Genomic DNA, 14,511 nt, shown 5'->3' with positions numbered 1-14,511 from the left:
ATTATCTTTTTGATTTAAGTGTATCGCCGATAAATAATATAACTGAAACTATATTTGCCAAGAGTGCGCCGCCCGAGAGAGAAATAATTGCCGTGATGGCTTCTGTACCGACACTGCTCATAACATACATAGCAAACGCCCAAACTGTTGCCGAGGCTATTAGCTGAATATCCGCCACAATACTTGTAGCAAGCAAAACCGCTCCAAGCTGTGTTCTGTCACCAAGTTTTAATACCGTTGCAATCAGGTTGACAATAATTGCCGCAAAAAGCTCATAAGAACTGTGTTCTATAAGTATGGTCGGATCTCCATAAAAAAAACCGAAGTTTACTGTCATTGCAAGTATAAAAAAAGAACCGGACATAATTTTGTGCATATTCATAGACGCATTCTCCAAAATGAAAAAGATACTAAATTGTACCTCTATTAAAATTAATAGTATATTTAATTAGGCTACATTTGAAATTAAACAAATACTCTGTATAATAATCTTAACAAATAAATATGAAAGATGAAACATGTTATATCCTTATGAAAATATAAAAGATTTTACACTGCCGAGCCTGTTGAAGCGTTCGATTAAACTTTATGGATCTAAAAAAGTTTTATCTAAAGTTGATCAAGAGCCTATGACATATGAGCAACTTAATGAAAATGTTCAGTCTATGATAAAGCTTTTAAAACAAAACGGTGTAAGAAAAGGGGACAAGGTCGCTCTGCTAAGTGAAAATATGCCAAATTGGGCTGTCGCCTATTTTGCCGTTACTTACTTTGGCGGAGTCATTGTTCCGATACTTCCTGATTTTCATCCTGCAGATGTGCAGCATATTATCAGACACTCAGAAGCAAAAGCTGTCTTTGTGTCGCAAAAACACCTTCAAACCATAGAAGAATTGGAAAATTCCAATATGAAGTTTGTTATAAAGCTTGATGCTTTAACAATGATAGATGACATGACAAACCATAGTTATATATCAAAATTCGCACAAAAAATGACTTCTAAAGAGTTGCCAAAACCGCATGAAGATGATATAGCTGCTCTTTTGTATACATCCGGTACAACAGGACACTCAAAAGGCGTTATGCTCTCACATAAAAACCTTGTCACCAATGCAATGAGTGCTTATAAAAATGTTACCGTTTTACCAGAAGACACGTTTTTGTCCATTTTACCCTTGGCACACACGTTTGAATGTACAGTTGGCATGATTTTACCAATACTGCATGGCTCCGATATCGTCTATATTGACAAAGTTCCGACACCCAATGTACTTATAAAAGCATTTGCAAGTGTCAAACCGACCATGATGCTCAGCGTTCCTCTTATTATTGAAAAAATATATAAAAATAAAATATTGCCAAAATTTACAGGTTCATTGATTATGAGAATGCTCTATTCCATTCCTTTTATACGAAAAATACTCAATAAAATTGCCGGTAAAAAACTTATTGAAACTTTTGGTGGAAAAATAAAATTTTTTGGTATAGGCGGGGCAGCTTTATCTCCATATGTTGAAAAGTTTTTAGCAGAAGCAGAGTTTCCATATATTGTAGGTTATGGTCTTACGGAGACATCTCCTCTTATTGCAGGCGGAAGAATCGGTTACCCAATTAAAATAGGCTCAACAGGATTACCAATGGTTGGTGTTGAAGTACAAATAAAAGACCCAAATCCAGCGAATGGTGAAGGAGAAATAATAACCAAATCTCCCAGTGTAATGCTTGGATATTATAAAGATGAAGAGCAGACAAAAGAAGTTATAAAAGGCGGTTGGTTTTATACCGGAGATTTAGGTTATATAGATGAAGACGGTTACCTGTTTATCAGCGGAAGAAGTAAAAATGTCATCATAGGACCCGGTGGAGAAAATATATACCCTGAACAGATTGAAGCAATCATTAACCAAAATGAAGCAGTGTTGGATTCTCTTGTACTCGAACAAGACGCTAAACTTGTTGCCAGAATACATTTGGATTATGAGTTGATTGATAAAATATTCAAAGCACACAATATGCCGGAGAATGAAGTAAGACAAAAGATTGCAGATTATTTAGAAAATATGCGCGTTGAGATCAATTCCCAATTGGCATCTTTTACCAAGATTCAAAAGTTTATAGAACAAATAGAACCTTTTGTAAAAACACCGACGAAAAAAATTAAAAGATATCTTTATATAGAATAAAGTACAGAGGATAACCGCATTAAAAATATAGATAAAATTCTACATAAAGATGAGTCGATTTTAATCAAAGCAGAAATATCAAATACATTTTACCTGCCAATTATAAAACTCTATGCTTTAGGGATGTTGCTTTTGCTTATAGGATACGAGTATGAAATAGGTGTTATCGGTGCGGTACTTGTCATTAGAACCTTTCTTGTTAACCTGAATGAAATCAAAGAAAAAAAATCATACAACTGCCTGCTCACACAAAAAAGGCTTATTATTTTAAAGGGTCATACAACAAAAGAGATTTTTCCCATAAATCTTGAAGAAATCAGAACAATCTATATCAAGCCAATAAGTAAAAGATTTAGTCATATTGTTGATGTAGGAACATTGGAGGTTATCACAGCTTCAGGAGGCAGGTATGTTATAAAAAATATAAAACAACCTTACCTCTATCACAAAGCTATAATTGGAGATATTGTCAACGCTTAGAATTGAGGCTGAACAAAAGGTACAACTTGTTTTTTACGGCTTAGTACACCATCTAGCCATACTTTATGATCTTGAAGTTTTATATTAAATGCGGCTTCTATTTTTGATTCATCATCACTTACAACCAAAAGTTTTGAACCCTCTTTCATAATATCTGTCAAAAGCATTAAAACAGTATGTAAACCGCCCTCTTCTTTCATTTTTTTCATATCTTCCAAAAGTTCATCTTCACGCGGTTCTAAGACTGAAATATCAACCATTTCAAGCTGTCCGATACCGACTTTTGTACCGTGCATATCAAACTCTTTATAATCACGTGTATTTAAATCACGCGCACTTGCACCTTCAACTGCAGATTTAACGATAAACATCTCCATACCAAGTTTTTTATAGTCTTTTACACCAGCAATTTCAGCCAACTCTTTGACTGCTTTTGTATCTACTTTTGTACATGTAGGCGATTTAAATATTACAGTATCACTCAGTATTGCCATCATCATCAGTCCTGCAATCTCTTTTGGTACTTCAACACCGTAGCATCTGTACATTTCATAAATTACCGTATTAGAACATCCTATAGGTCGGATCCATGCTTCAAGAGGTGTATCAGTAGTCAAATCACCAAGTTTATGATGATCGGCAATACCGATAATTGTAGCTTCGTCAATATCATCTTGAAAATGCGCTTTATCAGTAGAGTCAACTATAAAAACTCTCTCACCTGCAACTGAGGTTTTAAGTACCGGCAGTTTGCCGCCAAATTTATCTAAAATAAACTCAGTTTCAGCAGTAATTTCACCTTGACGGGCAGGAATATACTCTTCTTTTTCTACTTGATTTTTTAAATAAGATAATGAAATAGCGCCAACTATAGAATCACTATCAGGATTTTTGTGTCCAAAAACATATACAGACATAATACAGGCCTTTATTTTTTTTCGAATTATACTATACTTTTATAAACCCTACTTAAGCGAATTCAAAATTTTCAGTGATATTTTAAAAAGCTCAGCTTCACAAATTGGTTTTTTTAAATGCCCCGCGATATCAGACTTGACAGAATCCAAGTCTTTATTTTTTACCCTTGTTGAAACCAATGTAACCATAGGTGCATCCGAAATGTTTGCAATAACTTTTGATACAGCACTTTGCTCTGAGCATAAAATATCTATATCAATCAAAATCATGTCAATATGCGTCTTTTTAAGCTGTTCAATTGCTTCTTTCGCATTTGTATAAGTATATACACCAACAGCCGTATTAGCAAAACTTTTTTGCACAATATTATTTGTATGATTGTCTTTGTCAATAACCATGACATTCGCACCATCGGGCTTTATAAGTGCAAAATCGATATTATAATCCTCTTTACATGTAACCGTAGCATCATTAAGTGCGATTTCAATACTAGGCAAATATAAAGTAAATATCGAACCTTTTTGATTATTATTTTTATAAGTAATATCCCCATGCATTAGTTGAGCCATTTTTTTATTTATAGAGAGACCTAAGGCTATGTTTTCATTGCCAAATGCTTCAAATATTTTCTTTTGATTGGTGGAATCGACACCCACTCCACTATCCTCTACACTTATAGAAAGATTCAAAGAATTTTTAAGAATATTTGTTTCATCAGCGCTGATTATAACTTTTACATAACCATCTTGTGTGAATTTTATGGCATTTTGTACTAAATTTTGTACTATTTCTTTAACTTTCTTGGCATCTAAAATCAAAGAATGCGACACATTTGGATCTACCTGAATGCTTAGCTGCAATTCTTTTTTCACTGCATTATTTTTTTCTTCTTCGACAATATCTGAGATTAATTTAACAATATCCACAGCATGTTCTTCAATTTTAAAACTATTGTTTTGCATATTTGTGGATTTTAGTATTTTATTGACTAGTTCAAGCAAGTGATTCCCTGCATTGAAAATATTTTGTGCATATTGGGATGTTTGGGTATTTTGAAGTTCTTTTTTTAAAACACCGGCATTTATAATAATCTCATTAAGCGGTGTACGCAACTCTGTTTTAACATTTGACAAAAATTTCGATTTAATATCTGAGGCTTCTTTTGCAATTGTTTTAATATCATAAACACGTTTTTTTTGCTTTGCAAGTTCTTTTTCAAGCGCTTCCATTTTTTTAATTTGTTCTGATACAAAACTTTTTTTTGTATCAGTATATTTATCTTGTGTAAGTGCTGGAGCTTCTTGTTTCTTTAAAGTAGCAACCTGTTCCTGAAGCTCTTTTATTTGTATTTTATATTTATTTTTAAAAAATTTATATATATAAAATATAATGACAATATTAATAAAAATTAAACCTAAAATAATTAATTCATTATGCAGATACATATATATTCCTTTAAATAATTATAGCACTAATTCATTGTTTTGATACAACTTTAACTCTTTTGAGACCAGCAAAAAGTTTAATTTATCACCTCTCGAATTTGAAGAAAAAACATCTATTTTATTACTTCGACTCTATTTCTTCCGTGTTCTTTAGCTTCATAAAGTGCATCGTCCGCTCGCTTTATTAATGACTCTTTCGTATCATCTTCTTTAAAATGTGTCACTCCAAAACTTACAGTAACTTTTCCAACATCTTTAAAGTTGTATGATTCTATATTGTGTCTTAAACGCTCTACCAAAATTTGTGCTTCATCTGATGGAATGTCTGACTGAAGTATGATAAACTCATCCCCGCCCCAACGCGCAATCAAATCACTTTTTCTGATACTATCATGCCCAATCTTAGCAATCATTTTTAGAACATCATCACCGCAAAGATGCCCATATGTATCATTTACTTTTTTAAATTTATCTACATCAAATAAGATGACTGACAGATTTACTTTATAGCGTTTCGCCCTATCTATAGAAAATTGAAGTACTTCATCAAATCTAAGACGGTTTGAGATACCTGTCAACTTGTCAATTGCAGCTAACTCTCTAAGCTTCTCTTCCAATAACATCTGCTCGGTAACATCTTTTCCTGTTGATACAAAATAGCTTATATTACCTTTTGCATCAACAATTGGTGCAATTGCTTTGTACTCATGGTAAAGCTCACCATTTTTCTTTTTGTTTAACATATAGCTTCTGAATATATTTTTAGATAGTATAGTTGCCCATAATTCATTTCTGTAAAAGTCAATAGAGTGCCTTCCAGATTTTACAATATTTGGCTTTTTACCAATTGCCTCTTTTTTTGTAAAACCTGTTTGTTGTTCAAATGCAGAATTTACATATTCAATAACTCCGTTTCTATCTGTTATTACAACACTATCTCCACTATGCTCAATTGCACTTGAGAGCTTCAACATATCCATTTCCGTTCTTTGTCGCAAGAGTTGAAATAAAGCAATAGCAGCAAATGCGGAAACTACACCACAAAAGGAACGAAATACCTGAACCGGCACTCCGAAGTATTCTTGAAATGTTGTGTAGTTTATAATTGAAGCCATTAATATTGGTGCTTTTGGAACAACAATTCCTGCAAAAATTCCATAAAAGAAAAAAGAAAAACTCAAAATGAATAAGTAAACTTTGGCTGAGATAAGGGTTTCAATCCCTTGTGCATCTTTTTGCATAAAAAGTACATATGAGGTTAGAAAGATTCCGGGGATACCAAATAGATACCGTGCCCATACATTTCCTTCCAGATAGAGGTTGTCGCTTTGAAAAGAAAACACTGCAAACATCAGAAGAAGAGTGCCTACCACAAATTTAATATGGGTATATGATACTTTTTTTTGTTCTGAAAGAGAAATCAGCCCAAAATATAATAAAAACAGGAACGAAAGCGGTAGAATGACAAAACTAGCCATTTCAACCACTGGTGTTTTAGTCTGCTCAATGTATGCAAACATATCAATCCATTCACTTATTCCATGAATAATGCCAAACACCCCAATTAGCCAAAAATGCGCACCCAGCTTGATAAAAGCCGACATTTTAGGATACAGCAACACTGCAAGACCAAATGAAAAAAATGACAAACCATAAATAAAATATATATAAACCACTAAATAAAACCCCTCCTTTATCAGCACAATGACGGAACTATATATTTCTCATTGGTTCGTAAAAATAATAACCCTGGAACTGATCAACCTCAAATTTTTTCAAAATATCATAAATCTCTTTGTTATGCACATGTTCAGCAATTATTGTAGCATCGAGCTCATGAAAAAATGAAGCGATAGACTTTGTTAAAATAAACGCATGTGAGTCTACATCTATATTTTTAACAAGGCTTTCATCTATCTTTATATATTCAGGATTAATCTCTAAAATTTGTTTATAATTTGAATAACCACTACCAAAATCATCAATTGCAATTTTTACACCAAGTTTACGGAATTTCAAAATACTGTCTTTTAATATTTGATAATCTTGAATATTCTCACTCTCAAGAATTTCAACAATAATTCTATTACCTATTTTTTCCTCTTTTATTCTATTATAGATACTATTCATAAATGTTTTATTTTGGATATCTGTATATGACAAATTTATAGAGATAGTATGTTCATGTGTTTTAAAAGAATCAAGTACTGTATAAATCATCATACATGAAATTGCACTGTAATATTTACTTTGATGCGCAATCTCCATAAAATGGTCAGGAGAATACAACTTCTCTTCACCATTTTCTAGCTCCGCTAATCTCATTAATGCTTCATACTTGACAATATCACCATTGATGTCAACTATGGGTTGAAATACTGGAACTATACGGTTATTTTCAAGCGCTTTAATGATTTTATATTGCCACTCAATTTTTTGCTTCATTTTTTCTTTTGTATCAAGTAAGGTATTGTATACTGCATAAGATTGATGATTCTCTTTCGCGCTTTTAAGTGCCATATCAGCATGCTCAAATGAGTAATCTTGCCCTAGTGACATACCAATTGTGGCATTAATATCAATCTTTTTGTCCGCTTCAGCAAGATATACACTAAAAAGTCTTATTTGCTCTTGCAGGTTTTTAAACTCCTCCTCATACTTTTCCGTATCAATATAAGCAGCTTGATCAAGTAAAATGAATTGATCACCAGTCACATGGTAGATTTTATAAGAGAATTCATTAGCAAAACTCTTTAAAAAATTTGCAAAATCAACAATAATTTTATTGCCGGCATCAGTTCCATACAAATCATTAATACCTTGAAGATTATCAATATCAAGAAATATTAATATATTGAATTCAACTTTACTACTGTCATGCGCAGTAATATTGTTCATAAAAGAAGATAAGTTGTTAAGACCAGTTAGACTATCTATATAAACATCACCTTTGGTCTCTTCAATATTCTCTGCAGTTAAGTCTTTATACATCTTAGCTATTTTTTGATTGTGATTTGCTTCGGCAATTTTATAAAGTATTTTAGCCAACTGTTTAATATTAACCGGTTTAAGCACATAGTATTCAATCCCTGCATTAAAGAGTTCTAAAAGATACTCCGCTTCATTATACGCAGAATTGATGATAATAGCCTGATTTGGATTCTTTTGCAAGATCGCCTTTGACATCTCAATACCATTCATTTTTGGCATATTGATATCACTGATAACTAAGTCATAATTACCCTTATTATAAAGCTGTAACCCTTCTTCTCCATTATCTGCCAAATCTACTACAGGAAAAAATCTCTCTAGATATTCTTGTATCTCTACACGGATTAACTTGTCATCCTCTACATAAAGAACTTTCATATCTTCTGTAAATTCTTGGAGTTTTTTTAAATCAATCATCTGATTTTTCTTCATCATGTTTAAGTGGAACTGAGATAAGAAAGCAGGCACCTTCTTCACTGTTATATACATCTAAAATACCTTTTAGATGCCCTTGAACTATCATCTTTGACATGTAAAGTCCAAGTCCAGTACCACCTTTTTCCTCTTTAGTAGAAAAATATGGTTCAAATATTCTTAGTAATATATCTTCTGGTATTCCACCCGCATTATCACATATTTCAAATGTTGCTGTCTCTTCATCATGACTTATCTTTAAGGAGATAGTTCCATTATCCATCTCTTTTATTTTTATAATATCTTTAGCATTATTTATGATATTTATGCACACCTGAATCACTTCATTTGAAAATGTAGTGATTTCTATATCATCTTCCAATGATTGTTTTAGAATTATATTATTATTTTCTAGACTTTTTTCAACAATACTAAGAGTACCTTTAACTATTGTTGAGAGCATTTGAGTATCTGGTTTTTTGTTAGGTTTAAGAAAATCTCTAAAGTCATCTATAGTTTTTGATAAAAATGTAGTTAGCTCAACAATTTTTGCCAGTTTAGTATCAAATCGACCAGGGTCAATATCACCCATCTCTATATCTACCTGTAAGTTCTGTGCCCCCATACTAATGGCTGTGATAGGCTGTCTCCACTGATGGGCAATCATGCTGATCATATCTCCCATCGCCGCTTGGCGTGACTGAGCCAGCATAATCTCATCTTTTTGTTTGATTTCACCTTGGAGTTTATTACGTTCTGTAATGTCACGCATAAATCCTATACTATGCCACTCTCCATCAATCTGTACACCGCTAAGTATTAATGATATAGGAAACTCGTGACCTCCCTTTTTAATAGCACTAAGTTCTAAAATTTGACCAAGAACCGCTCCCTCTCCTGTGCGGGCAAATTTTTCATATGCTACTTTAGAAGCTTCATGAAAAGCTTTTGGAGCTACAATTTTGTGAAAATCTTTTCCCATTATTTCCTCTTCCTCATAGCCAAGCATATCTTTAGCTTTTGGATTCCAAAATATTAATTTACCTCTGTTGTCAAGCATAATAATCGCATCCAGTGCAGAGTTTGTAATAGCTCTAAATTTTTCTTCATTCTCTAAAAGAATTTTATTACTACTGTTTAACTGCTTTTTTATTCCTTCAATCTCTGTGACATCAGTAAATGTCACCACAGAGTGATTCGTTTCATCAAAATCTAAGGTTTTTGCTTGAATAATAAAGCGATGTACTTTATCATTATGCATCATCGAGACTTCATGTATATTAGCCGGTTTTGATAGGATATAATCCAACCACATAAGACCTTCCATAAATGGCATAAGACAACTATTCTCTTCTATAAAAAACTCACAGATACACTCATGCTTTTGTTTGAATGCTTGCAATGTATCAAAGCCTGTAAACTTCAACATTGTACGATTTACCTTAACAATATTATGACCATCAGTTACAATCATAATATTTGGAATAGCATCAATAATATCTTGAAGATAATTTTGATGAAACTCCAATTTTTTACTACTGTTTTTAAGTTCTTTTGTGCGCAAGTTTAGCTCTTGCATTAAACTGTTATTCATCTCTTTAAAAAATGGTTTTATAGCACTGAACACTAAAATTGGATATGAAAAAAGTGATAGTAAAAACGCATCAAGAGGTGCTTCAATCCATACTGAATTTAAATTGAAAAAATATAAGAAAATCATAACTAGAATTTCAACTATAGTGATGACTGATAAAAAAATAAAAAAATATTTAAAGACTATACCTTTAGAAAGTTGCATTACTTCCAATAAATTATTCATAGTAGATCCTTTGCAATTATCATAAAAACAACTTTATGATATAATGTTTTATCTTAATTTAAAGAAAAACTGTTTTCTTTTTTGTATATGAGGTTGAATATGATTACAATAAGCAAGTTAATAAAATATGCTGCAGATATAAAAGTATTATACGTAGAAGATGATAAAAATATTCAAGAGGAGATACATGATTTTTTGAGCCGTTTCTTTCCTGTAATTGATCTGGCTGATAATGGTGAAGATGGCCTTGCACTCTATAAGACCGGAACTTATGACATTGTTATAAGTGATATAAACATGCCAAAGATGAACGGTATTGAAATGGTTCATAAAATTAAAGAAATCAATGAAGAGCAAAAAATCATAATTACCTCTGCCTATAATGAACCACAATATCTCATAGAATTAATTGATAACGGAATTGATAAGTTTGTACTTAAACCATTTAATCATAAGAAATTCTTGGTAGTACTCTATAAAATAAGTGAATTTATTTATAATAAAAAACAGAACCAGATTCTTCAAAAGAAAATAGATGACAAGATCGCAGAGACACAGACGATCGTTGATATGATAGAACATGGTGTTGTTATTATAGATAAAGGCATAGTGACACAGGTAAATAAACAATTTTTAGAGATGTCAGGATATGAAAGTATGGAGTCATGCCATACGGAGGTTAAGAGTCTGCCCTCACTGTTTGAAATTCATAAAGGCTATATAGATGTTAACAGTAATGTAGAACTTACTCAGTTACTTGAATCACATGATAGTGAACTCTTTAAAGCAATAATGAAAAAAGGGCTGGAAGATAAAATATATCTTCTTAAATACAAAAAAGTAGATAATGAAGATAAGTATGTCATATCTTTTACAGATATTACCGACGAGGAACAACTTATTAACATTAACACGAAAACAGGGTTGGCAAATGTTTATGCAGCAACAGCAGATATTGAACACCGTCTTGATAATTATTTTACTTTTATTATTGACATAATAAGAATTGAGAATATTGATAAAATGGTTAAATGGTATGGTCGAGATATCAGAAACACTATAGATAAAAATGTTGCACATGTATTTAAAACCAATAAAAAAGAACTTGATGAGCATAATATTTTTGTAGCTTATTACGGGCATAATAAATTTGTTATGGTTCGGGATGAAAAGATGCATGGACTTGTAGAAAAAGTAGTAAATAAAATAAGTTTAATAAGCGTTGCAAAAGAAGATGTTAAATCAGATAAAATTAATATACTATATAAACCAGCACATCTTTCTATAGAAGTAAAAGGCGGTGAAAATATTGATGATGTAATGAAAAAAGTAAATGAAAGTTTTGAGAAGATTCTTTTATAGCATCACATAGGATAGATACTCCAAGCTGATATGTTAACCTTACATCATACTCAGAGTTTGCTAAATTTTCACTGATGCAAAAGCAGTTCTTTTTCAAGATATTCACCGGTGTAAGAACCTGTTTTTTTATGGTTTTTTGCCAACGCTTCCGGTGAGCCTTCAGCTATAATCAGCCCGCCGCCGCTGCCGCCCTCAGGGCCCATATCTATAATATAATCGGCATTTTTTATCATATCAAGGTTATGTTCGATAATGAGCATAGAGTTACCAAGTTCAACAAACTTATGCAGTACATTTGTCAGTCTGTCAACATCCGCAAAATGCAGACCCGTAGTCGGCTCATCAAGTATATACAAAGTTTTTCCCGTATCTTTGCGGCTTAACTCTTTAGAGAGTTTGATTCTTTGAGCTTCACCGCCGGAGAGTGTTACGGCATTTTGCCCCAACGTAATATATCCAAGTCCAACATCTACAAGTGTTTTCATTTTTTGGTGTATTTTAGGAATAGGTTTGAAAAATTCAAATGCTTCATCCACGCTCATAGCAAGTACATCCGCAATCGTTTTACCCTTGTAAAAAACTTCCAAAGTCTGCTGATTGTAGCGCTGTCCTTTACAGGCATCACACTTGACCATAATATCAGGCAAAAAGTGCATCTCAATCTTGTTCTCACCTTCACCCTGACACTTCTCACAGCGTCCGCCTTTAACATTAAACGAGAATCTTGATGCAGTATAGCCACGAATCTGACTCTCTTTTGTTTGCGCAAAGAGGTTGCGAATTTCATCCATAACACCTGTATAGGTTGCAGGGTTACTTCTTGGAGTTCTTCCGATTGGGCTTTGATCAAGATATATTACTTTGTCTACATGTTCTAGTCCAGTTATTTCAACACCGGCAACTTTATTGACTTTGCGTGCATGATTAAGCAGTTCTCTCGCTGTTGGCAGTAGAGTCTGCAGCATAAGTGAACTTTTTCCGCTTCCGCTAACTCCGGTGATACAGACAAAGTTATTTAGTGGAATTTTGGCACTCAAATTCTCAATATTGTTGATAGTTACATTTTTAATTTCTATCCATTTGTCTTGAGGGCGTCTGTAAAAATATTCTATTTTCTTACGACCGTAAAGATAATCAGCCGTTAAAGTTTTTGCTTTTTTAAGCTTTTCTAACGTTCCGCTAAAAACAACTTCCCCGCCGAATTTTCCCGCACCGCTGCCAATATCTACGATAAAATCGGCATTTTCTATCGTCTCTTTATCGTGTTCAACGACTATAACACTGTTGCCTTTTTCCTGTAAACTTCTTAATGTTCTGATAAGCTTTAATGTATCACGCTCATGCAGTCCAATACTTGGCTCGTCTAACACATACATAACACCGGTAAGTCCTGAGCCGATTTGCGATGCTATACGAATTCTTTGTGCCTCACCCCCGCTTATAGTTCTTGCATCACGCCCTAAGGTGATATACCCAAGTCCTACATCATAAAGAAAAAAGAGTCTCTCTTTTATCTCATTTAGTATCGGCTCGGCTATCATTCTCGATTGCGCATCAAAGTATGAAAAGTTTTCTTCATTGGCAAAAAATTCATAGGTTTTGGCTATAGGCATTTCAAGCAATTGTGCTATTTGTGTATCGGCTACTTTTACCGCCAAAGACTCTTTTTTAAGCCTGTGTCCACCACAAACATCACAAACCTTTTCACTCATATAATCAGCTAACTCTTTTTCGTCTTTTAACATATCATACGCTATACGGATGATACCCGGAAAGATTCTCTTAACTTTATGATTTTTCCACAAAAATTCCACTTCATCTATATTTCCATGCAGTATTGCTTTTTGCTGATATACCGGCAGTTCAGAATATGGCACAGTAATATCGATGTCATTATGCGCACAAAAACCTTTTAAAAATGTAAAATAGTAGCCTTTGTTAAAACCGTAAACGATTTTCACGGCACCCTTTTCAATACTTAAATCAGAATCAATAATTTTGTCAATATCAAGTGCATAGCGAATCCCTAAACCGTCACACTCACTGCAGGCTCCTTTAGGAGAGTTAAAAGAAAAGCTCAAAGGTTCGAGCGGTTCAAAACTTATTTTACAATCAAAGCAGGCGTTATGCTCAGAGTAGTGAATATGCTGAGGACAGTTTAATCCTTCATGATTGAGCACTTCTATCTCAAGCTCACCATAGCTCTCTTTGAGCGCTTTTTCAACATCTGATGCAATTCTCTCTTTGTTCTCTTCTTTGACTATAACTCTGTCTATAACGACCTTAATAGTATGCTTTTTAGTTTTTGAAAGTTCTATCTCTTCATCAAGGCGTACCATTACACCGTCAATTTGCGCTCTGACATAACCTTTATGCACAAGAGATTCAATCAAATCTGCATATGCACCTTTGTTTTCTCTCACAAGCGGTGCCATAAGCACAAGTTTTGCACCCTCTGGGAGTTTTGCAACCTCGCCGATAATGTCAGAAGCCGACATTTGAGAAATCTTTTTTCCACATTTATGGCAATACTGAATACCTACACGGGCATATAAAAGTCTAAAATAGTCATATATTTCCGTTATCGTTCCAACAGTAGAACGCGGATTTTTTGACGTTGTTTTTTGATCAATCGCAATAGCGGGTGTAAGCCCTTCTATTTTATCGACATCAGGTTTACCTACACGGTCCAAAAACTGTCTTGCATAAGAAGAGAGTGATTCCATATAGCGGCGCTGACCCTCTGCATAGAGTGTATCAAAAGCCAAGGTTGACTTACCGCTACCGCTTAAACCTGTCATAACAATAAGCTCATTTTTAGGAATTGTTAAATTAATATTTTTTAAATTATTTTCTCTTGCACCCGTGATTTTAATTACATCTTTTTTTTTCATTTATA

At 33.3% G+C, this 14,511-nt stretch carries 10 protein-coding genes; 3 read left to right on the top strand and 7 right to left on the bottom strand.

The features are described from left to right. Position 1: 1 nt before the first annotated feature. A complete protein-coding gene (locus SAUT_RS05465) occupies positions 2–382 on the bottom strand; it encodes a DUF6394 family protein (RefSeq protein WP_013326877.1) in 381 nt (126 codons plus the stop codon). A gap of 136 nt (positions 383–518) precedes the next feature. Between SAUT_RS05465 and SAUT_RS05460 the strand changes: the two genes are divergently transcribed. Together SAUT_RS05460 and SAUT_RS05455 are read left to right on the top strand one after the other, a co-directional pair. Continuing rightward, the gene (locus SAUT_RS05460; protein WP_013326876.1) at positions 519–2,183 is read left to right on the top strand and encodes an AMP-binding protein; all 1,665 of its coding nucleotides are present in this window, start codon (positions 519–521) and stop codon (positions 2,181–2,183) included. 123 nt (positions 2,184–2,306) lie between these two features. After that, a complete protein-coding gene (locus SAUT_RS05455; RefSeq protein ID WP_245534126.1) occupies positions 2,307–2,663 on the top strand; it encodes a hypothetical protein in 357 nt (118 codons plus the stop codon). On the opposite strand, the gene SAUT_RS05450 is transcribed toward SAUT_RS05455, so the two are convergent. The 5 genes from SAUT_RS05450 to SAUT_RS11060 form a co-directional block, all read right to left on the bottom strand. Further along, a complete protein-coding gene (locus tag SAUT_RS05450) occupies positions 2,660–3,580 on the bottom strand; it encodes a manganese-dependent inorganic pyrophosphatase (RefSeq protein WP_013326874.1) in 921 nt (306 codons plus the stop codon). The two genes, SAUT_RS05455 and SAUT_RS05450, sit on opposite strands and share 4 nt — an antisense overlap. Positions 3,581–3,628: 48 nt before the next feature. Then, positions 3,629–5,026 carry a sensor histidine kinase gene (locus SAUT_RS05445; protein WP_013326873.1) on the bottom strand — a complete coding sequence of 466 codons (1,398 nt, stop codon included), beginning with the start codon at positions 5,024–5,026 and terminating at the stop codon, positions 3,629–3,631. Between the two features lie 113 nt (positions 5,027–5,139). Beyond that, positions 5,140–6,702, bottom strand: coding sequence for a sensor domain-containing diguanylate cyclase (locus SAUT_RS11065; RefSeq protein ID WP_013326872.1), 1,563 nt, complete (start codon positions 6,700–6,702; stop codon positions 5,140–5,142). A gap of 37 nt (positions 6,703–6,739) precedes the next feature. Next, on the bottom strand, positions 6,740–8,434 hold the full coding sequence (locus SAUT_RS05435; RefSeq protein ID WP_013326871.1) for an EAL domain-containing response regulator: 1,695 nt from the start codon (positions 8,432–8,434) through the stop codon (positions 6,740–6,742). Continuing rightward, positions 8,427–10,250, bottom strand: coding sequence for a PAS domain-containing sensor histidine kinase (locus tag SAUT_RS11060; protein WP_013326870.1), 1,824 nt, complete (start codon positions 10,248–10,250; stop codon positions 8,427–8,429). Before SAUT_RS11060 ends, SAUT_RS05435 begins: the two co-directional genes overlap by 8 nt. Positions 10,251–10,349: 99 nt before the next feature. Between SAUT_RS11060 and SAUT_RS05425 the strand changes: the two genes are divergently transcribed. After that, positions 10,350–11,612, top strand: a complete 1,263-nt coding sequence (locus SAUT_RS05425; RefSeq protein ID WP_013326869.1) for a response regulator — start codon at positions 10,350–10,352, stop codon at positions 11,610–11,612. 68 nt (positions 11,613–11,680) lie between these two features. On the opposite strand, the gene uvrA is transcribed toward SAUT_RS05425, so the two are convergent. Further along, complete coding sequence (gene uvrA / locus SAUT_RS05420) at positions 11,681–14,506, bottom strand: excinuclease ABC subunit UvrA (RefSeq protein ID WP_013326868.1); 2,826 nt, start codon at positions 14,504–14,506, stop codon at positions 11,681–11,683. Between the last annotated feature and the right edge of the window lie 5 nt (positions 14,507–14,511).

The sequence above is a fragment of the Sulfurimonas autotrophica DSM 16294 genome, from assembly GCF_000147355.1.
GTDB lineage: Bacteria > Campylobacterota > Campylobacteria > Campylobacterales > Sulfurimonadaceae > Sulfurimonas > Sulfurimonas autotrophica.
Note: the sequence above shows the minus strand (reverse complement) of the source record. Positions and strands in the feature narration are given on the sequence as shown.